Source organism: Streptomyces sp. TSRI0107, assembly GCF_001905845.1.
Classification (GTDB): domain Bacteria; phylum Actinomycetota; class Actinomycetes; order Streptomycetales; family Streptomycetaceae; genus Streptomyces.
The window spans coordinates 396,408-418,131 of sequence record NZ_LIVZ01000005.1 but is presented as its reverse complement, the minus strand read 5'-3'; the positions used below and the strand labels follow the sequence as shown (position 1 = coordinate 418,131).

The 21,724-nt window shown below is 71.5% G+C and carries 16 protein-coding genes; 9 read left to right on the top strand and 7 right to left on the bottom strand.

All coding sequences use genetic code 11. The annotated features are described in order from the left end of the window. Nucleotides 1-73 precede the first annotated feature (73 nt). The 3 genes from gltX to AMK31_RS15605 form a co-directional block, all read right to left on the bottom strand. Entirely contained in the window at nucleotides 74-1,558 is a 1,485-nt protein-coding gene (gltX, locus tag AMK31_RS15615; protein WP_073941122.1) for a glutamate--tRNA ligase, read from the bottom strand. Next, entirely contained in the window at nucleotides 1,551-2,336 is a 786-nt protein-coding gene (locus AMK31_RS15610; RefSeq protein WP_073941121.1) for a fumarylacetoacetate hydrolase family protein, read from the bottom strand. Before AMK31_RS15610 ends, gltX begins: the two co-directional genes overlap by 8 nt. A 119-nt stretch (nucleotides 2,337-2,455) precedes the next feature. After that, the gene (locus AMK31_RS15605; RefSeq protein ID WP_073941120.1) at nucleotides 2,456-2,641 is read right to left on the bottom strand and encodes a hypothetical protein; all 186 of its coding nucleotides are present in this window, start codon (nucleotides 2,639-2,641) and stop codon (nucleotides 2,456-2,458) included. Nucleotides 2,642-3,217: 576 nt separating this feature from the next. On the opposite strand from AMK31_RS15605, the gene AMK31_RS15600 reads away from it, so the two are divergent. The 8 genes from AMK31_RS15600 (at nucleotide 3,218) to AMK31_RS15565 (ending at nucleotide 13,802) form a co-directional block, all read left to right on the top strand. Beyond that, on the top strand, nucleotides 3,218-7,048 hold the full coding sequence (locus AMK31_RS15600) for a sensor histidine kinase (protein WP_073941119.1): 3,831 nt from the start codon (nucleotides 3,218-3,220) through the stop codon (nucleotides 7,046-7,048). 9 nt (nucleotides 7,049-7,057) lie between these two features. After that, the gene (locus tag AMK31_RS15595) at nucleotides 7,058-7,471 is read left to right on the top strand and encodes a roadblock/LC7 domain-containing protein (RefSeq protein ID WP_030752978.1); all 414 of its coding nucleotides are present in this window, start codon (nucleotides 7,058-7,060) and stop codon (nucleotides 7,469-7,471) included. Between the two features lie 111 nt (nucleotides 7,472-7,582). Beyond that, nucleotides 7,583-7,981: a DUF742 domain-containing protein gene (locus tag AMK31_RS15590; RefSeq protein ID WP_073941118.1), complete on the top strand. Its 399-nt coding sequence runs from the start codon at nucleotides 7,583-7,585 to the stop codon at nucleotides 7,979-7,981. Continuing rightward, a complete protein-coding gene (locus AMK31_RS15585; protein ID WP_073941117.1) occupies nucleotides 7,962-8,549 on the top strand; it encodes a GTP-binding protein in 588 nt (195 codons plus the stop codon). The genes AMK31_RS15590 and AMK31_RS15585 overlap by 20 nt, the downstream gene beginning before the upstream one ends. Before the next feature lie 390 nt (nucleotides 8,550-8,939). Further along, entirely contained in the window at nucleotides 8,940-12,149 is a 3,210-nt protein-coding gene (locus AMK31_RS15580; protein ID WP_073941116.1) for a sensor histidine kinase, read from the top strand. Between the two features lie 10 nt (nucleotides 12,150-12,159). Then, complete coding sequence (locus AMK31_RS15575) at nucleotides 12,160-12,573, top strand: roadblock/LC7 domain-containing protein (protein ID WP_004983065.1); 414 nt, start codon at nucleotides 12,160-12,162, stop codon at nucleotides 12,571-12,573. Between the two features lie 94 nt (nucleotides 12,574-12,667). Beyond that, nucleotides 12,668-13,240, top strand: a complete 573-nt coding sequence (locus AMK31_RS15570) for a DUF742 domain-containing protein (protein WP_073941115.1) — start codon at nucleotides 12,668-12,670, stop codon at nucleotides 13,238-13,240. Then, a complete protein-coding gene (locus tag AMK31_RS15565; RefSeq protein ID WP_046729246.1) occupies nucleotides 13,221-13,802 on the top strand; it encodes a GTP-binding protein in 582 nt (193 codons plus the stop codon). Before AMK31_RS15570 ends, AMK31_RS15565 begins: the two co-directional genes overlap by 20 nt. A 131-nt stretch (nucleotides 13,803-13,933) precedes the next feature. Here AMK31_RS15565 and AMK31_RS15560 read toward each other — a convergent pair whose 3' ends face one another. From AMK31_RS15560 to AMK31_RS15545, 4 genes are all read right to left on the bottom strand, one after another. After that, nucleotides 13,934-14,128, bottom strand: a complete 195-nt coding sequence (locus tag AMK31_RS15560; RefSeq protein WP_073941114.1) for an acyl-CoA carboxylase epsilon subunit — start codon at nucleotides 14,126-14,128, stop codon at nucleotides 13,934-13,936. A gap of 18 nt (nucleotides 14,129-14,146) precedes the next feature. After that, on the bottom strand, nucleotides 14,147-15,730 hold the full coding sequence (locus tag AMK31_RS15555; protein WP_073941113.1) for an acyl-CoA carboxylase subunit beta: 1,584 nt from the start codon (nucleotides 15,728-15,730) through the stop codon (nucleotides 14,147-14,149). 154 nt (nucleotides 15,731-15,884) lie between these two features. Beyond that, a complete protein-coding gene (locus AMK31_RS15550) occupies nucleotides 15,885-18,239 on the bottom strand; it encodes a polysaccharide lyase 8 family protein (protein WP_385310762.1) in 2,355 nt (784 codons plus the stop codon). 917 nt (nucleotides 18,240-19,156) lie between these two features. Further along, on the bottom strand, nucleotides 19,157-19,987 hold the full coding sequence (locus tag AMK31_RS15545) for an SDR family NAD(P)-dependent oxidoreductase (protein WP_073941111.1): 831 nt from the start codon (nucleotides 19,985-19,987) through the stop codon (nucleotides 19,157-19,159). A 231-nt stretch (nucleotides 19,988-20,218) separates the two neighbouring features. On the opposite strand from AMK31_RS15545, the gene hpnR reads away from it, so the two are divergent. Next, nucleotides 20,219-21,697 (top strand): hopanoid C-3 methylase HpnR, encoded by a 1,479-nt coding sequence (hpnR, locus tag AMK31_RS15540; RefSeq protein WP_073941110.1) that lies wholly within the window; start codon nucleotides 20,219-20,221, stop codon nucleotides 21,695-21,697. The last annotated feature ends 27 nt before the right edge of the window (nucleotides 21,698-21,724 follow it).

The window sequence follows — 21,724 nt, the reverse complement described above, 5'->3', positions numbered from 1 at the left end:
CCCGTGTCCGGGGGACGCGGAAGGGGCGGTACCCGTGGAGTCCGGGTACCGCCCCTTCACGCGCGCGTGCGTCCTACGCGGCCAGCTTGGCCAGGGCCGCGTCGATGCGGGTCAGGGTCTTGTCCTTGCCCAGGACCTCGAGGGACTCGAACAGGGGCAGGCCGACCGTGCGGCCGGTGACGGCGACCCGGACCGGGGCCTGGGCCTTGCCGAGCTTGAGGCCGTGGGCCTCGCCGGCGGCCAGGACGGCCTCCTTCAGGGACTCGGGGGAGGTCCAGTCGGCGGCCTCCAGCTTCTCCCGCGCGGTGCGCAGCAGGGCGTCGCTGCCCTCCTTCATCGCCTTCGTCCAGCTCGGCTCGTCGAAGACCGGCTCGGGCAGGAAGAGGAAGTCGACGTTGTCGGTGATCTCGGAGAGCACCTTCAGACGGGTCTGGGCGTGCGGGGCGATCGCCTGCCACTGGGCCTCGTCGAAGTCCTCCGCCGCCCAGGGGGCGAACGGGGCCTTCAGCCAGGGGCGGCAGCGCTCCGTGAAGTCCTTCACGTCCAGCAGGCGGATGTGGTCGCCGTTGATGGACTCGCACTTCTTCAGGTCGAAGCGGGCCGGGTTGGGGTTGACGTCCGCGATGTCGAAGGCCGCGACCATCTCGTCCATCGTGAAGATGTCCTGGTCGGCGGAGAGCGACCAGCCGAGCAGCGAGAGGTAGTTGAGCAGGCCCTCGGGCAGGAAGCCGCGCTCGCGGTACAGGTTGAGCGAGGACTGCGGGTCGCGCTTGGAGAGCTTCTTGTTGCCCTCGCCCATGACGTACGGCAGATGACCGAACTGCGGGATGTCCTTGGCGACGCCCAGCTCGATCAGCGCCTTGTAGAGGGCGATCTGGCGGGGGGTGGAGGAGAGCAGGTCCTCGCCGCGCAGGACGTGGGTGATCTCCATCAGGGCGTCGTCGACCGGGTTGACGAGGGTGTACAGCGGGGCGCCGTTGGCGCGGACGATGCCGTAGTCCGGGACGTTCTCCGGGGTGAAGGTCAGCTCGCCGCGGACCAGGTCGGTGAAGGTGATCGTCTCGTCCGGCATCCGGAAGCGGACGATCGGCTCGCGGCCCTGGGCCTGGTACTCCTCGACCTGCGCCGCGGTCAGCTCGCGGCAGTGGCCGTCGTAGCCGGACGGCTTGCCGGCGGCGCGGGCGGCCTCGCGGCGGGTGTCCAGCTCCTCCTGGGAGCAGTAGCAGCGGTAGGCGTGGCCGGCGTCCAGCAGCTTGGCCGCGACGTCCTTGTAGAGGTCCATGCGCTGCGACTGGCGGTAGGGCGCGTGCGGGCCGCCGACCTCGGGGCCCTCGTCCCAGTCGAAGCCCAGCCAGCGCATCGAGTCGAGCAGCTGGTCGTACGACTCCTCCGAGTCGCGGGCCGCGTCGGTGTCCTCGATGCGGAAGACCAGGGTGCCGCCGTGGTGCCGGGCGAACGCCCAGTTGAACAGGGCGGTGCGGACCAGGCCCACATGGGGGTTACCGGTGGGCGACGGACAGAAACGGACGCGTACGGGGGAGCCGGATGCGCTAGCCACGCTTGACAACCTTGTTGGTGAGAGTGCCGATGCCTTCGATGGTGACGGCGACCTCGTCGCCGACGTTCAGGGGTCCGACCCCTGCGGGGGTGCCGGTGAGGATCACATCGCCGGGGAGCAGCGTCATGGCCTCGGAGATGTTGACGATCAGGTCCTCGATGGAGTGGATCATCTCGCTGGTGCGGCCGAGCTGGCGCTGTTCGCCGTTGACCGTGAGCTGGACGGTCAGGTCGGACGCCCGGCCGAGGTCCAGGCCGGTCTCCACCCAGGGGCCGAGCGGGCAGGACGTGTCGAAGCCCTTCGCCCGCGCCCACTGCTTCTCGCGGCGCTGCACGTCCCGAGCGGTGATGTCGTTGGCGCAGGTGAAGCCGAAGATCACGTCCTTGACGCGGTCACGCGGGACCTCGCGGCACATCCGGCCGATGACGACGGCCAGCTCGGCCTCGTGGTGCAGTTCCTCGGAGAAGGAGGGGTACTGGATGTCGTCGCCCGGGCCGATGACCGAGGTGGACGGCTTGAAGAAGGCGAAGGGGGCGTCGGGGACCTCGTTGCCCAGCTCGCGCGCGTGCTCCGCGTAGTTGCGGCCGAAGGCCACGACCTTGTTGGGGAGCACCGGCGGCAGCAGCCGGACCTTGCTCAGCGGCACCTTCGTGCCGGAGAGCTCGAAGTCCGCGAACGGGATGCCCTTGATGATGTCGAGGACGAGCTCGTCCGGCTTGTCGCCCTCGACCGCGCCGAAGGCGACGTTCCCGTCGATGGAGAACCTGGCGATGCGCACGGGATGCTTTGCCCCTTGACTTAAGCGGCGGGAGTCTGACGCTCCAGGCTAACGCGGCAAAGGCGAGGCGCCTCGCGCATCGTGCGCGAGGCGCCCTGTCGACCCGGGTGCGGAGCGTGTCACTCCGCGGCGGAGGCGCCCACGGGGACCTCCATCAGGACCGTACGCTTGGGGTTGGCCGTCTGCGACGGGAGCTCGACGGGGTGCTCCGGCTGCACCGGGGTCTGCAGGTCGTCGGCGTCCTTCAGGTGCGCCAGCGTCGTGCGCCGCGGGTTGGCGATCTTGTGGAACATCGTCGTCTTCACGGGTGTCCTTGCTCGTCGTCAGACTTGTCGGGGCTTGTCAGAGCTTGTCATCGCGGTGACTCTTGTAAAGCGTCAGGCTAAACATGCGGATTCCCGTCAAAGGGCGGAAGCGTTCAGGATCGGCGTGTGAGTTTGCTCACGAAGCCACGCGCAAACCGGTCAATTCAGGCTTGCAACTGATGCCCATGAAACGGACATTGGGCCCCTGAAGCGACCATTCCGCTCCTGATCATGGCGACTGGGACACCCGGCACTCCTCGGCGACTCGTAGGCAAATGTCCGTTATAAGGCGGGCGCAGCTCTACGTCTCGTAATCCGGCCCTCACAAGCTGTCACGGAGGTCACAGCCTGACCAACGGACCTTGTTGGAGATCCGGCACTGTGCTGGAATTCCACGGACCGCCGCAGGAACGAGCCGGCGCACCAGGGCGCGACACGCGCCGAGTGGCGGCGAGAAGGGGGAGGCCAGCGCCGGTCACTCACGACCACCCGGGGACGTATTCAGGGCGTCCCCGACGACGCCGACACCGTCCTTCCGTTCGCGGAGGGGCGCCTGGTCCAGAGGTTGCGACGCTAGTGCAGGGACGTTTCAAGAGGGATGGCAGCGCTTCGGCGGAGCCGGAGCCGCACGGCGGGACTGGCCCCATGGCCGGCAGCTCCTCGCCCCAGCACGCCCAGGGCCAGAGCCCGTCCGGTGAGGCCGGCACGCGCCCCGGGCGCCCCGGCACGTCCGCGCCCTCGGGCCCGGCGAGCCCCGCTCCGGCCGTGAAGCCCCCGCAGGGCCCGACCGGTCCCGGCCCGCGAATAGCCCTGCGGAACTGGCGGATCTCCACCCGTCTGGTCGCGCTGCTCACCCTCCCCGTGGTGGCGGCGACCTCGCTGGGTGCGCTGCGCATCAGCCAGTCCATGGAGGACATGCAGCAGCTCGACAACATGAAGCTGCTGACGGACATGACCAAGGAGGCCACCGAGCTGGCCGCCGCGCTCCAGGAGGAGCGGGACAAGTCCGCGGGTCCGCTGGCGCACGGTTCGAAGTCGAGCGCCATCACCGTCAAGGGCTACCGGGACAAGACCGACCGGGCCCTGAAGAACTTCCTCGACTCGGCCGAGGAGCTCGACAGCACCAGCCGGGACGGCAACCTCCAGGGCGTCCGCGACAGCGTCGTCGGTCTGGCGCGCGACCTGATGACGCTGAACAAGGTCCGCAGCTCGGCCTACGAGGCCAAGAACAACAACATGCAGACCGTCGAGGCCTACCACCGCCTGATCGAGCACCTGCTCGACCTCTCGCAGGACATGGCCGAGGCGACCAGCAACCCGGACATGATCCAGCGCACGCGTGCCCTGGCGGCCTTCTCCTCCGCCAAGGAGTACGCCTCCGTCCAGCGCGCGGTTCTCGCCGCCGCCCTGCCCGCGAGCAACACGACGTACGGCAACCTCTCCGCGAACGACCGCCTCTACGGCGAGTCGGCGCTGCAGAGCCAGCGGTCGGACATCAACAGCTTCCGGAGCATCTACGGCGACGAGAACGCCGCGGAGCTGCTGAAGCCGATCGAGGAGAACAACGCCACCATCGAGGCCACCGACCTGTACGCGTCCCGCGCGTTCGGCCGGCCCGAGGGTCTGGACGGCCTGGACAAGCGCTCGTACCAGGACTGGGTGGACGACAGCTCGACCAAGATCGAGCAGATGAAGAAGATCGAGCGCACGCTGCTCGAGGAGATGGAGCAGAAGGCCCGCGAGCTGCGCAGCGAGTCGGAGCAGGAAGCGATCATCTCCGGTGCGCTGATCCTGCTCGTGCTCGGCGTGTCGCTGGTCGGCGCCTTCGTCGTGGCCCGCTCCATGATCCGCTCGCTGCGCCGCCTGGAGGACACCGCGACCAAGGTCGCCGCCGAGCGCCTGCCCGAGCTGGTCAAGCAGCTGTCCGAGTCCGACCCGCAGGACGTCGACACATCCGTGGAGTCGGTCGGTGTGCACTCCCGCGACGAGATCGGCCGAGTGGCCGCGGCCTTCGACGACGTGCACCGCGAGGCGGTCCGCCTCGCCGCCGAGCAGGCCCTGCTGCGGGGCAACGTCAACGCGATGTTCACCAACCTCTCGCGCCGCTCCCAGGGTCTGATCCAGCGCCAGCTGTCGCTGATCTCCGAACTGGAGTCCCGCGAGGCCGACCCGGACCAGCTGGCCTCCCTGTTCAAGCTGGACCACCTCGCCACGCGTATGCGCCGTAACGGTGAGAACCTCCTCGTCCTCGCGGGTGAGGAGCCCGGCCGGCGCTGGACCCGCCCGGTTCCGCTGGTCGACGTGCTGCGTGCCGCCGCGTCCGAGGTGGAGCAGTACGAGCGCATCGAGCTGGCCGCCGTGCCGACCACGCAGGTCGCCGGCCGGGTCGTCAACGACCTCGTGCACCTGCTCGCCGAGCTGCTGGAGAACGCCACCTCGTTCTCCTCGCCGCAGACCAAGGTCAAGGTCACCGGTCACGCCCTGCCCGACGGCCGGGTGCTGATCGAGATCCACGACACCGGTATCGGTCTGTCCCCGGAGGACCTGGCGCAGATCAACGAGCGCCTGGCCTCGCCGCCCACCGTGGACGTGTCGGTCTCCCGCCGCATGGGTCTGTTCGTGGTCGGCCGGCTGTCCCAGCGGCACGGCATCCGCATCCAGCTGCGCCCGTCGGACTCCGGCGGTACGACCGCGCTGGTCATGCTGCCCGTCGACGTCGCCCAGGGCGGCAAGAAGCCGCAGCCGAAGCAGGGTCAGGGCGGCGCCGGTGTCTCCGGTGGTCCGGCCGCCGCGCAGGCCGCGGCCGGTGCCGCCGCCGCGCGGCGCCAGAACGGCGGCAACGCGCTGGGTGCCGGTGGCGCCGGTGGCGGGCTGCTCGGGGCCGGTCCGGGTCCGCGCGCCGCGCTGCCGGGCCGGGACGCGGGCGGCCGTCCGGGAGCCCCCGGTGCCGGTGGCGCCAACAACGGCGGTGCCGGTGGTCCCGGCGGTCCGCGCGGGCCGCAGGCTCCGGCGCCGCAGCAGGGCCGTCCGGCTCCGGCCGGCGCGGGTGCCCCGCAGGGTCTTCAGGCCGCCGGTCCGGGCGGTGCGCCGCAGGGCCAGGACGCCCGTGGCCCCGTGCCGCCCCGCGGCGACGCGAACCGGAACAAGGGCGGCGAGCGCGGCCGGCGCGGCAAGCAGCCGCAGCAGCCGCAGCTGCCGCCGCGCGGCGGCCCGCGGGCCGAGCTGCCGGGCGGCAACCCGCAGCCCCGCGTGCCGAGCTGGAGCGACGAGAGCGCCCAGCCGCCGGTGCCGCGTGCCTCGCTGGACACTCCGCGCGGTCACGAGGAGCCGGACGTCGCGCAGACGTCCCGGATGCCGCGGATCGACGACCGCCAGGGGCCCGGCTCCACGGCGGAGATGCCGGTGGTGCCGCGGCTCGACGAGCGTCAGAACCCGCAGTCCCCGGCCGACTTCGGCCACCAGGGCGCGAACGCCCCGCAGCAGACCGGCCAGTTCGTCCGCCCGGACGTCTACGGCACGTCCGCCGGTGCGGGCGACCCGTCGAACACGGGCCAGTTCCAGGCACCGCGGCAGCAGGGCTACGACAACGGCTCCACCGGCCAGTTCGCCGCCCCGCAGGGCTACGGCGCCCAGGGTTACGACAACGGCTCGACGGGCCAGTTCCAGGCACCGCAGCAGCAGGGTTACGACAACGGCTCCACCGGCCAGTTCCCGGTGGCCGCGCAGGACGTCTCGGCCACCGGCCGGCACGCGCTGCCCGGCGGCCGGCAGGACGCCCAGGCCCGCTTCGACCAGCCGCAGGGCGACCTCGGCGGCCGGCAGCGTCCGCAGGCCCGGCCCGGACGTCCGGAACCGGAGGCGCTGCCCCCGGCTGCCGGCCCCGGTGACGGGCGTACGCCGCTGTACGACACGCTGGAGACCAACTGGTTCCACGGCCAGCAGGCCCAGCAGGGCCAGCAGGCGCCGCAGTCCCAGGCGCCGCAGTCCCAGGCGCCGCAGTCCCAGGCGCCGCAGGGCCAGGCTCCGCAGGGCCGGCAGGCTCCGCAGCAGCGGCCCGACCGTGCCCCCCAGCAGCAGTCGCAGGCCCCGACCGGGCCTCAGCGCGCCGCCACGGCGGCCTGGCGCAGCTCGCCGAACGACGACCTCGTGAAGCAGGCCGAGCGCGTCCGCCAGCCCGCCGCCGGCGGGATCACCACCTCCGGCCTGCCGCGCCGGGTGCCCCGGGCGAACCTCGTCCCGGGCACGGCTCAGCAGCAACCGCACCAGAGCGGTCCGCAGGTCTCGCGTGCTCCCCAGGACGTGCGCGGCCGGCTGACCAATCTCCGTCGGGGTATCGCACAGGGCCGTCAGGCCGGTTCGGGCCAGACGGGCAGTTACCCGAGCCCCACTCACCCGCAGGAGCGCTAGTTGAGTCCGATGAGCCAGGCGGCACAGAACCTGAACTGGTTGATCACCAACTTCGTGGACAACACCCCCGGGGTGTCCCACACCGTCGTCGTGTCGGCCGACGGCCTCCTGCTGGCGATGTCCGAGGGATTCCCGCGCGACCGTGCCGACCAGCTGGCGGCCGTCGCGTCGGGGCTGACCTCGCTGACGGCCGGGGCCTCCCGGATCTTCGAGGGCGGCAACGTGGCGCAGACCGTCGTCGAGATGGAGCGGGGATTCCTCTTCCTCATGTCCATCTCGGACGGCTCGTCCCTGGCCGTCCTGGCGCACCCGGAGGCGGACATCGGTCTCGTCGGCTACGAGATGGCACTGCTCGTGGACCGTGCGGGCGCGGTGCTCACGCCGGATCTGCGCGCCGAACTGCAAGGCAGTCTGCTCCACTGACCCGACCCAGATCCACCCGCCTCACCAAATCACCGTCCGGCCGACACAATCCCCCCACCGGCCCCGCTCAGACGGCTTGACTGACCGCTTGCTGTCCCGCCCGGAGGATTCATGACCCCGCCCACCGCCTCTCATGATCCGTACACAGATCCGTACGGGGACGAGGGCGACCAGCCGCTGGTCCGTCCGTACGCGATGACCGGCGGCCGGACCCGGCCGCGCTACCAGCTCGCCCTCGAGGCGCTGATCAGCACCACGGCCGACCCGGCAGCGCTCATGGGGCTGCTCCCCGAGCACCAGCGCATCTGCCACCTGTGCCGTGAAGTGAAGTCGGTCGCCGAGGTCTCGGCGCTGCTGGCCATGCCGCTCGGTGTGGCCCGGATCCTGGTCGCGGACCTCGCCGAGGCCGGACTGGTCGCCGTCCACCAGCCGGGTGGCGACGAGAACAACGGCGGTGCTCCGGACGTGACACTGCTCGAAAGGGTGCTCAGTGGACTTCGCAAGCTCTAGCGGCGCCGTCGCCTCGGGGCGTTCCACCACTTCCGCCAAGATCGTGGTGGCGGGCGGCTTCGGCGTGGGCAAGACCACGTTCGTCGGGGCCGTCTCGGAGATCAACCCGCTGCGCACGGAAGCCGTCATGACGTCCGCGAGCGCGGGCATCGACGACCTCACCCACACCGGGGGCAAGACGACCACCACGGTCGCGATGGACTTCGGTCGCATCACCCTCGACCAGGACCTGATCCTTTACCTGTTCGGTACGCCGGGCCAGGACCGCTTCTGGTTCATGTGGGACGACCTGGTACGCGGCGCCATCGGCGCGGTGGTCCTGGTGGACACCCGGCGGCTGGCGGACTGCTTCCCCGCGGTGGACTACTTCGAGAACAGCGGACTGCCGTTCGTCGTGGCCCTCAACGGCTTCGACGGTCATCAGCCGTACAGCCCGGACGAGGTGCGTGAGGCGCTGCAGATCGGGCCGGACACCCCGATCATCACGACCGACGCCCGGCACCGCGCGGACGCGAAGTCCGCGCTGATCACGCTGGTCGAGCACGCCCTGATGGCGCGGCTGAAGTAGTACCCGAAACAGCGCGGGCGTCACGGCAGTTGCCGTAGGCCTCCTCACCTGTACACCGGAGCCGGCTGTGGCCTTTGACACGGCCGGCTCCGGTGTTCATAACGTTTCGGCAGAGGAATCGGGTGGTGCCGCCACGCGTCGCGGTCGCCCGGTGTCGCTGCGCGCACAAAAGCCCCGTCTTTTGGCGGGGCTCGCTCTTTATGACCGTTTTATCTACGGCTTACATCACGCGGAATCCTGGCTTTCGCATGTTTGGAAGAGCACTGGTCCACGTGCTGGAATGCCTGAACTGCCCAATAGTCAAAGACGTACTCAGTCGTCGATGGCGATCTGGGCTCTGAGACACTGCGGCACGACGTAGGTGCCCGCCGCCGAGAGGTTGTTGGTCGAGTGAGGCGAAGCAAGAACGGTCCCGAGCCGCCCGCCCGGGGCAACTTCACCCCGCCGCCGCGCGGAGCGGCGCCCGCCCCTGTTGTGCCCGGCTCCGAGCCGACGGCCGAGCCCGCTCCGGGCGGCGGCCGTTTCTCCCCGCGCAACTGGCGTGTGACGACCCGGCTGAACGCGATCCTGCTCATACCCGTGCTGGTCGGCCTCGTCATGGGCGGCTTCCAGGTGAAGAACTCGATCGACACCTGGCAGGAGGCCGAGGACGCGGCGAACACCGCGCGTCTGGTGCGGGCCTCCCTCACCTACGCCGACGCCCTCTACAACGAGCGCGACACCACCGCCGCTCCGCTGCTGCAGGGCAAGGGCGAGGACGACCCCACCGTGGTCGCCGCCCGCAAGCAGACCGACGAGGCCGCCGACGCCTTCGACGAGGCCGCGCAGAACATGCCGTCCAAGGCCGGCCTGGAGCGTCGCCTGGACCTGTTCCACAAGGTCGAGCCCAGCCTGGCCGCGGTGCGCCAGAACGCCTACACGTCCCGCCTCAAGGGTGTGCAGACGCAGGAGGGCTACGTCGCGATCGCCCACCCGCTGATGGAGTTCGCCAACGAGCTCGGTCTGGGCACGGGCAACATCACCAGCTACGGCCGTACCGTCTACGCCATCTCGCTGACCAAGGCCGCGCTCTCGCTTGAGCGGTCCATCGGTATGCAGCTCCTGGTGAAGCCGGGCCCCGGCAACGGCGACTTCGCCACCCAGCGCACCTCCCTCGCCTCGTACGCCTACCTCGAGCGCATCGCCATCGAGGAGTACAAGGGCGGCGGCACCCAGGCCGACGCGGACAAGCTGGAGGAGGCCAGGAAGCAGATCACGGCCGACGCCCAGGCCGCGGCCAAGGAAGCCCTGGCCCAGGACCCGAACTACAAGGCGCCGCCGTCCGACCCGACGAAGATGGTCGCCGCCGTCGCGGGCATGAAGTCGACCGCGGAGTCCGACCGTGCGCTGCTGGCCGCCCAGGGCATCACGCCGTCGAACTGGTTCGCGGTCAACACCCTCAAGTACAACGCCTACCGCACGATCGAGTCGGACCTCGCGGACACCGCGGTGAACGAGGCCGACGGCATCGCCGCCGACGCCAAGACCGAGGCGATCATCACCGGTGCCGCGGTCGTGATCGCGCTGCTCGCCGCGTTCATCCTGGCCGGCATGGTGGCCCGCCAGATGAGCCGGTCGATGCGCCAGCTGCGCAACGCCGCCTTCGGTATCGCCGAGCAGCGTCTGCCGATGCTGGTCGACCAGCTGTCCCGTACCGACCCCGGCCGGGTCGACACCCGGGTCGCGGCGATCCCGATCACCTCCACCGACGAGATCGGCGAGGTCGCCCGCGCCTTCGACCAGGTCCACCGCGAGGCGGTCCGGCTGGCCTCCGAGCAGGCCCTGCTGCGGGGCAACATCAACGCGATCTTCACCAACCTGTCGCGCCGCAACCAGTCGCTGATCGAGGGCCAGCTGACCCTGATCACCGACCTGGAGAACAACGAGGCCGACCCGGACCAGCTGGAGAACCTCTTCAAGCTGGACCACCTGGCGACCCGTATGCGCCGCAACGGCGAGAACCTGCTGGTCCTCGCCGGTGAGGAGCCCGGCCGCCGCTGGGACCAGCCGGTCCCGCTGGTCGACGTGCTGCGCGCCGCCTCCTCCGAGGTGGAGCAGTACGAGCGCATCGAGATCTCCGGTGTACCGGAGGCCGACATCCACGGCCGTGCCGTGACCGACCTCGTGCACCTGCTGGCCGAGCTGCTGGAGAACGCCACCACGTTCTCCTCCCCGCAGACCAAGGTCCGCGTCACCGCGACCCGTCTCCCCGACGGCCGTGTGATGGTCGAGATCCACGACAAGGGCATCGGCCTGACGGCCGAGGACTTCGCGGACATCAACCACAAGCTGGCCAACCCGCCGACCGTGGACGCCGCGATCTCGCAGCGCATGGGTCTGTTCGTGGTCGGCCGGCTGTCCGACCGGCACGGCATCCGGGTCCAGCTGCGTCCCTCCGGCGAGCAGGCCGGCACCACCTCGCTGGTCATGCTGCCCGACGCGATCACCCACGGTGGTGGTGGCGAAGGCGCCATGGAGCGCGAGGAGTTCACGGTCTCGCAGATCATCCCCGAGCAGCAGTTCCGGGGTGAGGACTTCGGCCAGCCGATGCGCACCGCCGCGGAGCTCGGCTTCGACGACACCCGCTACACCGAGGTCCCGGACGACATCCGCGAACTGGACCCGGTGGGCCGCTCCCTGATGCGTGAGGGGCGCCGCGCGGCCCTGGAGGCGCAGACCCACGGCCAGCCCGGCCAGGAGCCCGGCGGCGAGGCGGCCTACGCCGACTCCTTCGACCAGCAGACCGGCCAGCACGCCTACGACAACGGCCAGGGCGGCTACGCCGAGCAGACCGGCTACGGTCAGCAGCAGGCGTACGAGGACCAGCAGCAGGCGTCGTACGAGGAGCCCTACTTCCCGCAGGACGGCGGGCTGCCGCAGAACGACGGTTTCCAGGCCGCCGGCGGCTACCCGGAGCCGGCGTATGCGGAGTCCGGCCAGAACGAGCACTCCGGAGTGGCGAACACCGCCCCGGAGAGCTACTCGGGCTTCGAAGAGCAGTCCTACCAGGGCGACTGGCAGCAGCAGGGCGGCTACCAGAACGGCTACCCGGACCAGTACGCTCCAGAAGCGGAATCTGTGCAGGCCGCTGACGCGAGTGAGCGGGACCGCGTAGGCTTCGACCGTCCGGGACCGGCCTCCTCCGCCGGCCACCAGCTGACCGACGCCGGGCTTCCCCGCCGCGGATCCACCGCGAGCGGCGCCACGGGCGGCGCGCAGCGTGTGCACCAGGAATCGCCGGCCCCCTCCCCGGAGAGCAAGGGCGACGACGGCTGGCGCTCGGCGAACGACGAGCGGTGGCAGCAGGCCTCGCAGCTCCGGAAGCCCAAGGCGGGCGGAGTGACCTCCTCCGGTCTGCCGCGGCGGGTGCCCAAGGCCAATCTGGTCGAAGGCGCAGCGGAGTCGACTCCGCAGGGAGGCCCACAGGTCTCCCGCGCCCCCGAGGACGTCCGGGGCAGGCTGAGCAACCTGCGCCGGGGCGTGCAGCGGGGACGCACCGCAGGAAGTGAAACGAACGGCCAGGGCTTCGGTCCTGACAGCACCTACAACCAGGAGCGTTAGTGTGAGCCCGATGAGCCAGGCGGCACAGAACCTGAACTGGTTGATCACCAACTTCGTGGACAACACCCCCGGGGTGTCCCACACCGTGGTGGTCTCCGCCGACGGACTCCTTCTGGCGATGTCCGAAGGCTTTCCCCGCGACCGCGCCGACCAGCTCGCGGCCGTCGCCTCCGGTCTGACCTCACTGACCGCCGGCGCCTCGCGCATCTTCGAGGGCGGCAGCGTGAACCAGACGGTTGTGGAGATGGAGCGAGGATTCCTCTTCATCATGTCCATCTCGGACGGGTCGTCCCTCGCGGTTCTGGCCCACCCGGAAGCGGACATCGGTCTCATTGGGTACGAGATGGCACTTCTCGTGGACCGCGCGGGCACGGTTCTGACCCCGGATCTCCGTGCGGAGCTCCAGGGCAGCCTTCTCAACTAACAGACAGACGGTGCGTTTTCGCGTCCCGGGGCCGTAAGGTTTCGGGACGCGGCTCCACAGAGATGGGTGCCCGGCGCAGTCGGAGGAGGAGAAAGTGGCAACACCCCCAGGCGGTTCGTCTTCGGGCAATTGGTCGTACGGCCCTGCCCAGGGCCAGAACGACGGTTCCCAGAACCGGTACAACTTCCCCTCCACCCCGAGCCACCGGCAGCCGTACGCGCCGCAGGGTCCCGGCCCGGGCCAGTACGACCAGCCGCAGGCACCGCGTATCCAGCCCGTGCAGCCGCAGCGCCGCACCCATGAGCCGGCGCCCGCCGGGGCGTCGAACAACCCCCTGGTGCGCCCGTACGCGATGACGGGCGGTCGCACCAGGCCGCGGTACCAGCTCGCCATCGAGGCGCTGGTGCACACCACCGCGGCTCCGCATCAGATGCAGGGCCAGTTGCCCGAGCATCAGCGGATCTGCAACCTCTGCCGTGAGATCAAGTCGGTAGCCGAGATCTCGGCTCTGCTCACGATCCCTCTCGGCGTGGCCAGGATCCTCGTCGCCGACTTGGCGGAGGCGGGACTGGTCGCCATCCATCAGCCCGGCGGCGACGAGAACGCCGGTGGCCAGCCAGACGTGACACTGCTCGAAAGGGTGCTCAGTGGACTTCGCAAGCTCTAGCGGCGGTCCTTCCCGCTCCACCACCTCCGCGAAGATCGTGGTGGCGGGCGGCTTCGGCGTGGGCAAGACCACGTTCGTCGGCGCCGTCTCGGAGATCAACCCGCTGCGCACGGAAGCCGTCATGACGTCTGCTTCGGCAGGCATCGACGACCTCACCCACACCGGGGACAAGACGACCACCACGGTCGCCATGGACTTCGGCCGTATCACCCTCGACCAGGACCTGATCCTGTACCTCTTCGGTACGCCCGGCCAGGACCGCTTCTGGTTCATGTGGGACGACCTGGTGCGCGGCGCCATCGGCGCCATCGTTCTCGTCGACACCCGGCGGCTCGCCGACTGCTTCCCGGCTGTCGACTACTTCGAGAACAGCGGACTGCCGTTCGTCATCGCCCTCAACGGCTTCGACGGCAACCAGCCGTACAACCCCGAAGAGGTGCGTGAGGCGCTGCAGATCGGGCCGGACACCCCGATCATCACCACCGACGCCCGGCACCGCGCGGACGCGAAGTCCGCGCTGATCACCCTGGTCGAGCACGCCCTGATGGCTCGCCTGCGCTAGCTGAACGGTTCTTGCGGCCCACGGGCTGCCTCGGACGGTCGTATGCCGTCCGAGGCAGCCCGTGGTCGTTCGCGCCCACGCGGCGAAAACGCGAAGGGCCCCTCCTTGCGGAGGGGCCCTTCGCGTTGCGGTCAGCGCCAGCTGTGCGGGGCGCGGAAGCCGGGCTCGCGCTCCAGGCGGCGCCAGCCGGCGCGGACGCGGCCGCCGTGGGCCGGGGCGGTCTCGTCCGGGCGGGCGGCCGCGCGGGCCAGGAGGATCGCCGTGAGAGCGGCGACTTCCTCGGGCTCGGCATGGCCCTTCTCAACACGGATGTCAGGCATGGACATACGACAGACTCCTCAGGGTCACTGCGGGGGGTTGCCGTGCTTGCGCGAAGGCAGGTCGGCGTGCTTGGTGTGCAGCATCGCCAGGGACTTGATCAGCACCTCGCGGGTCTCGGCGGGGTCGATGACGTCGTCGACCAGACCGCGCTCGGCCGCGTAGTACGGGTGCATCAGCTCGGACTTGTACTCCTTGACCATCCGCGCGCGCATCGCGTCGGGGTCGTCGGCCTCGGCGATCTGGCGGCGGAAGATGACGTTGGCCGCGCCCTCCGCGCCCATCACCGCGATCTCGTTCGTGGGCCAGGCGTAGGTGAGGTCGGCGCCGATGGACTGGCTGTCCATCACGATGTAGGCACCTCCGTACGCCTTCCGCAGGATCAGGGAGATCCGGGGCACGGTGGCGTTGCAGTAGGCGTAGAGCAGCTTCGCGCCGTGCCGGATGATCCCTCCGTGCTCCTGGTCGACGCCGGGGAGGAACCCGGGGACGTCGAGGAAGGTCACGATCGGGATGTTAAAAGCGTCACACATCTGGACAAAGCGCGCAGCTTTTTCCGACGCCTCGATGTCCAGGACGCCCGCGAGCGTCTGCGGCTGGTTGGCGACGATGCCGACCACCTGGCCGTCCAGGCGGGCCAGCGCGCAGATGATGTTCCGCGCCCAGCGCTCGTGGACCTCCAGGTACTCGCCGTCGTCGACGATCTCCTCGATGACCTTGGCCATGTCGTACGGCCGGTTGCCGTCCGCCGGGACCAGGTCCAGGAGCACGTCGCTGCGGCGCTCGACCGGGTCCGCGCTCTCCACCCTCGGGGGGTTCTCGCGGTTGTTCTGCGGGAGGAGCGAGAGGAGGTAGCGGACCTCCGCGATGCAGGTCTCCTCGTCGTCGTACGCGAAGTGGCAGACGCCGGAGGTCTCGGCGTGCACGTCCGCGCCGCCCAGGCCGTTCTGGGTGATCTCCTCGCCCGTCACCGCCTTGACCACGTCCGGGCCGGTGATGAACATCTGCGACGTGTCGCGGACCATGAAGACGAAGTCCGTCAGGGCCGGGCTGTACGCCGCGCCGCCCGCGCACGGGCCGAGCATCACGCTGATCTGCGGGATGACACCGGACGCCTTGGTGTTGCGCTGGAAGATGCCGCCGTAGCCGGCGAGGGCGGAGACGCCCTCCTGGATACGGGCGCCCGCGCCGTCGTTCAGGGAGACCAGGGGCGCGCCGGCCGCGATGGCCATGTCCATGATCTTGTGGATCTTCGTGGCGTGGGCCTCGCCCAGCGCGCCGCCGAAGATCCGGAAGTCATGGGCGTAGACGAAGACCGTGCGGCCCTCGACCGTGCCCCAGCCGGTGATGACACCGTCGGTGAACGGCTTCTTGGCCTCCAGGCCGAAGCCGGTCGCCCGGTGCCTGCGCAGCTGCTCGACCTCACGGAAGGACCCCGGGTCGAGGAGCAGTTCGATACGCTCCCGGGCGGTCAGCTTGCCCTTGGCGTGCTGCGCCTCGGTCGCCTTCTCGCTCGGGCCCGCCAGTGCCTGCGCACGGATCTCGTGCAGCTCGGCCACCCGGCCGCGCGCGTCCGTCGGCTCACCCGTCGCCTCATCCAAAACGGTCATGTAGCGACCTTACGAAGGAGACCAAGGAAAGCGAGCCGTCGACTCCGTACAGTCTCCGGCTCGTTTTCCTGGTACCCCTGAACAGAACCACGGCCCTGTGCAGGCTTTCCAACTGTTCAGGGGGCCTGGGCGTTGTAGAGGTCACACAAAGACGTCAGCCGAAAGACACCTCACATTCATGGGTGGCACATGCCATCCCTGGAGTGACGCGCAGGCTCAGCCGGCGGCCCGCGGCGAGGATCTCGACGCTGTCGTCGGCCCGGATCACCCCGCGCACCGGATGATCCCAGACGACCTCCAGCGGGGCGCCGGTGCGGGGTGGTTCGCTCACGCAGAGGCGGGCCGTACGGCCGTGGCGGCGCAGCAGCACGCTCGCGCCGGCCGACGCGGTGAGCGGACCGGCCGCCCCGGCCTGCCAGAAGTTGGCGGCCGTCAGACCCAGGGACGGCACCGTCACCGACTGGCGTACGGCGTCGTTGGCGAGCACCCTCAGCCAGCGGCGGTCGGCGGCGCGGGCGGCGACCGTTCGGCGGGACGCGCCCGGCATGAGGACGTACAGGTAGCCGGCGTCGGCGGGGTCCGTGCCGTGGTCGAGCCAGAGGGTCTGCCAGCGCCGGGTGCGCCGCTCGGTGGTGCTGGTGGTGTTGATGTCGGACCAGGCGCCGGTGCGGTCCTCGCGGAGTGCGCGGAGCGCGCCGTCGGGGACGAGCCAGCCGCCGTGGCCCTCCAGGTGCGCCCAGCCGGGGCCGCGGACGAAGGTCTGGGTGCCGCCCTCCCCCAGGTTGCGGTTGTCGACGACGGTCTCGACCGGGACGCCGTCCGCGCAGCTGATGCCGGCGCCCAGGCAGACCACGGCGTCCGCGAGGAAGAACCACGACTTGCGGGCCTCCAGCGTCGACTCCAGGCCCTTCAGATGCTGGCCGACGGCCGCGTACTCGCCGTCGGTGGTGCCGCCCACCCAGCGGACGTCCGGTCTGGGCGCACCCCACTCGCCGCCCGCGCGGTCCGGCAGCCGCTTGGTGGAGACCGTGGTGCCGGGCAGGCGGTACCAGTCGACGGTCGGCCAGTACCAGTCGGTGTACTGGTCGCCGAGGCCGGGCGCCCACCAGGAGAGCATCCCGGCGCCGGTGTGCCAGCCGCGCGGGTTCTCGCCGTTGCCGCACTCGTAGTACGCGATGCGGTCGCCGGCCATCGCGAGGCCGGCGGTGAAGGCGGGGCGGCGGTGGACGGCACGGTCCATGGCCGGGAAGAGGCGGTGCCCGACGGGTTCGGGGGCGGCCGGGACGGGCGCGGCGGCGACGGTGTGCAGCCGGGCCAGGTCGGTCACGTCGAACTGGCGTGCCGTCAGGATGGGACTGACCTCGTCCCGTTCGATCCAGCCCTTCACCGCCCCGTACCAGCGCTCCCGCTCGGCGGGGCTCGCGCCGAGGGCGAGCAGGGCGATCGCGGCGATGATGCCCTGCCCGTGGAAGTGGTCGCTGCGCAGCACCCGGCGTTCGTCGGCGGCGAGGTGGCCGCGGCTGATGGCCCGCCCGTTGACCATGTCCATCACCAGTCCGTCGTGGATCAGCGGGGCGTAGGCGCGTTCGACGCTGTCGAGGACGATCTGCCGGTTCGGGTCGGTGACCTCCCACTCGGACCCCGCGAGCAGGGCGAACAGGCGGCCGAGGCCGTCGAGCATCACCTGGCCGTAGGTGCCGGAGTAGGCGACCCAGGTGTGCTGGACGAACGACCCGTCGGCGTACAGGCCGTCGCCGCGGGTGACGTACGGGAAGACCGGGGAGAGCGCGTCCCGGGCGAGCGCGATGCGGTCCGGGGCGCGGCCCAGGATGCCGCGCAGCGCGACGGAACGGCACAGGTCTACGCGGTTGGCGCCGGTGGAGGTGCCGGAGTAGTCGGCGAACACCGAGTCCGGGACGAAGTGGTCGACGGCGGCGCAGGCGGCGGCGATCCGGGCGGCGCCCAGGTGGTCGTACAGCGCCGCCGTGATGTCCATCAGCAGGCGGGGGCTGCCGATCTGCCACTCCCACCAGTTGCCGTAGCGGGTGGTGCCGGGGTGGTAGACGGTGGCCGCGAGATGGTCGAGGCCGTGCAGGACGGCCGCGAGCAGGCCGGGATCTCCGGTGACGCCGGTCCCCGGCTGGACGTACGCCTGGGCCATGGTCCACAGGCGGCCGTAGCTGCGGGTGATGCCGGCGGGCGGGTCGAAAGGGGCGTCCGGCCAAAGCGAGCCGGCCGCCGGCACCGCGGGCAGGGCGGCCCGGAAACGGCGGGCGAGCTCACCGGTCTCGGCGAGGCGGCCGGCGTAGGGTTCGGCGCCCGGGTCGTACCCGGCACCGAGCGCGAGCTCCAGCCAGCGACGGCGGAGCGCGTCGTACGGATCGTCGGCGACGGCGTGCGCGCGGGGCTGCGCGACGGCGGCCAGGGCGAGGCCTGCGGTGGCGGTGGCAGCCCCCAGAAGGACGGCTCTACGGCTCGGGAGAGCCCGGCGTGAAAACGTCATGCTCATGGCCTCTAGCAGGAGAGCGGGGGTGGGGGAAGCGCTTGAGCGGGCATCGGGCGGGGCTTGAGCGGGGCTCGGACAGGGCTCGGGCGGGGACCGGCTGCCGGGCGGGCTCGAGCGGCGGTCGGGCCGGGCTTGAGCGGGGCTCGGGTCGGGCTCTGGCGGGGGTTGAGCGGGGCGGGCTCGCAGGAGCGGGGTGGGGTGACTTGCAGGCACGGCTCCCGTCGGGACGGCTTGCGGGCGAGGCCCGAGCGGGGCGGCTCGCGGGCACGACTGGGGCGGGGTGACCTGCGGGCACGGCTGGGGCAGCTCGCAGGCGCGGCACGGCTCGGGCAGGATGACCCGCAAGCGAGGCGGCGGGCCGGCGGCTCGTGGGCGGGGCCTGAACCGGGCGGCTCGCGGGCTCCGCTCGGGCGGGAAGCGCGGCTCGCGACCGGTCTGAGCCGGGTGGCACGCGGGCTCGGCTGAGGCAGGGTGACCTGCGGGCACGGCTCGGAGCGGGGCAGCCCGCAGGCTCGGCACGGCTCGGGCGGGATGACCCGCAAGCGCGGTGGCGGGGCAGTGCGACTCGCAGGCGGGCCTGAGCCGGGCAGCTTGCAGGCTCGGGCCGGGTGACCGCAGGCACGGCTCGGGCGAAGGGCGGCTCACGGACGGGGCCTGAGCCACGCGGCCGGCAGGCTCGGGCCGGGTGACCGCAGGCACGGCTCGGGCGAAGGGCGGCTCACGGACGGGGCCTGAGCCAGGCGGCCGGCAGGCTCGGGCCGGGTGACCGCAGGCACGGCTCGGGTCAAGGGCGGCTCACGGACGGGGCCTGAGCCAGGCGGCCGGCAGGCTCGGGGCCCGCGGGGCAATCCGCCGACTCCGCTCGGGCGGGCGAGTTGCAAGCGTGGTGCGGGCGGGCTCATGCGGGCAGGGGGCTTCGTTCAGCCGAAGCGGTTCAGCAGGCGGCGGTACAGCCACGGTGTGAGGCCGCGGACTCGGCCCGGCAGGGTCAGCCAGCCCGGTACGTAGACCTCGTCGCGCTTTCGGTCCACCGCGTCCCAGACCGTGCGGGCGACGGTGGCCGGGGCGATGGGGCGTGGGCGGTTGCGGCGGTACGGGGTGCCGCGGCGGGCGAAGAACTCGGTGTCCACCGGGCCCGGCACCACCAGGGTGACCCCGACCCCGGTGCCGCGCAGCTCCTGCCGCAGTGCCTCGGCGAACGCGGCCAGCCCGGCCTTCGCGGCCGAGTACACGGCCTCCTCGCGCACCCCCACACAACCCGCCACCGACCCGATCAGCACCACCCGGCCCCGGCCGCGCGCCACCATCGCCGGCAGCACCTCCCGTACCAGATGGAGCGTGGCCACGAGATCCACGGCGAGGACACCGTCGATCACGTCGTGCGGCATGGCCGTGAACGGGCCCGCCCAGCCGATGCCCGCCCCGGCGACCAGTACGTCGATCCGCCCGGCCGTCTCCAGGGCCGACCGGGCGAGCAGCCGCGGACCGCCCGGAGCGGTGAGGTCGCCGGGCAGGACGTCGGCGGACGTGCCCGCGGCCGTCCGCGCCAGCCCCTCCCGGTCCCGCCCGCTCAGCAGCAGCCGCCAGCCGCCGTCGGCGAAGCGGCGTGCCGTGGCGGCGCCGATCCCCGACGACGCCCCGGTGACCAGGGCCACGGGCGTGTCGGGGCGCGGCGGCTGGGGTTTCCGCGCCACGGACGGGGCGGGCACGGCACTCGCCCGGTGTTCGGAGGTGGAGCCGGTATGGGTCAAGGGTCGGTCTCCCTGCGCAGGCCGGTCCGGTTTTCCGGACTCGTCCCCAGGACACCGCCGAAGGGGTGCCCGCCGCCACTTCCGCCGCCGTGCGCCGCCCCGGCTCACCCGAACCGGTACCCCGCCCGGCGGAACCACCCCTGCGGGCCGCGTGGTGCCGCCAGGCGGCGGTACGGGCGGTGCGCCGCGCGGCCGGGCCGGGATACGAAGGGAGAGCCCCCGGAGGTGACCATGCGTCTGCTGCTCGTCCACCCCAGCGCCCTGATGTACTCGGAGATCTTCCTGCGCCTCGAGCCCCTGGGCCTGGAACGGGTGGCGGCCGCGGCACGCGACGCCGGTCACGACGTACGGGTCGTGGACCTCCAGGTCCTCGGCCGGGACCGGCTGCGCGCCGAGGTGCGGTCCTTCCGGCCCGAGGCGCTGGGCATCTCGCTGAACTACCTCGCCAACATCCCCGAGGCCATCGAACTGGCCGCGCACGTCAAGCGGGCCGTGCCGGGCTGTTTCGTCTTCCTCGGCGGGCACAGCGTGTCGTTCGTCGCCGAGGAGGTGCTGGAGCAGGCGGAGGGCGCGGTCGACGCGGTGGTGCGCGGCGAGGGGGAGCCGGCGGTCGGCCCGCTGCTGGAGGCGGTGCGTCACGGCGGCCTCGACGGCGTGCCGGGGATCGTCACCGCGGCGGGACGCGGCCCCGCCCCGCTGATGCTGCACAGCATCGACGCGCCGCTGCCGGCCCGCGACCTGATGCGCGGCCGGCGCCGCTACTTCATCGGCGAACTCGACCCGTGCGCCTCCATCGAGTTCACCCGCGGCTGCCCCTGGGACTGTTCGTTCTGCTCCGCGTGGACGTTCTACGGCCGCAGCTACCGCAGGGCGTCCCCCGAGGCGGCGGCCGCCGAACTCGCGGCGATCCGCGAGCCGAACGTGTTCATCGTCGACGACGTGGCCTTCATCCGGCCGGAACACGGCGACGCCATCGCCGCGGCGGTGGAGCGGCGGGGGATCCGCAAGCGGTACTACCTGGAGACCCGCGCCGATGTGCTGCTGCGCCACCCCGAGGTGTTCGAGCGGTGGGCGCGGCTCGGGCTGAAGTACATGTTCCTCGGCATGGAGGCGATCGACGCGGAGGGCCTGGACCTGTTCCGCAAGCGGATCAGCCCGGACGAGAACATCGAGGCGCTGCGGACCGCGCGGCGGATGGGCATCGCGGTCGCCATCAACCTGATCGTCGACCCGGCGTGGGACGAGGAGCGGTTCCGGGTGGTGCGGGAGTTCGCGCTGGCCGTGCCGGAGATCGTGCACTTCACGGTGATGACGCCGTACCCCGGCACCGAGATCTGGCACACCGAGTCGCGCCGCCTGACCACCCGCGACTACCGGCTGTTCGACATCCAGCACGCCGTCGTGCCGACGACCCTGCCGCTGGAGAGGTTCTACGAGGAGCTGGTGCGCACCCAGGCCGTGATCAACCGCAAGCACCTGGGGCTGCGCACCGCGTTCGGCGCGGCCCGCGTGCTCGGCCGCAACCTGCTGCACGGGCAGACCAACTTCGCCCGCATGCTGTGGAAGTTCAACCAGGTGTACAACCCGCGACGGCAGCTCGCCGACCACGCCAGGCCGGTGCGGTACGAGCTGCCGCTGCCGCAGCGCATCGACGTCGGCGACCGGCGCAAGCTGTACGTGCACACGCGGAGCCGGGAGACCACCGAGTAGCACCGCCGCCGGGAGGGGCTGTTCGAA

Coding starts and splice junctions, on each gene's coding strand:
- AMK31_RS15550 (WP_385310762.1), bottom strand. CDS start 18,239: ATGAGCATGACGTTTTCACGCCGGGCTCTCCCGAGCCGTAGAGCCGTC.
- AMK31_RS15595 (WP_030752978.1), top strand. CDS start 7,058: ATGAGCCAGGCGGCACAGAACCTGAACTGGTTGATCACCAACTTCGTG.
- AMK31_RS15575 (WP_004983065.1), top strand. CDS start 12,160: ATGAGCCAGGCGGCACAGAACCTGAACTGGTTGATCACCAACTTCGTG.
- hpnR (WP_073941110.1), top strand. CDS start 20,219: ATGCGTCTGCTGCTCGTCCACCCCAGCGCCCTGATGTACTCGGAGATC.
- AMK31_RS15555 (WP_073941113.1), bottom strand. CDS start 15,730: ATGACCGTTTTGGATGAGGCGACGGGTGAGCCGACGGACGCGCGCGGC.
- AMK31_RS15560 (WP_073941114.1), bottom strand. CDS start 14,128: ATGTCCATGCCTGACATCCGTGTTGAGAAGGGCCATGCCGAGCCCGAG.
- AMK31_RS15590 (WP_073941118.1), top strand. CDS start 7,583: ATGACCCCGCCCACCGCCTCTCATGATCCGTACACAGATCCGTACGGG.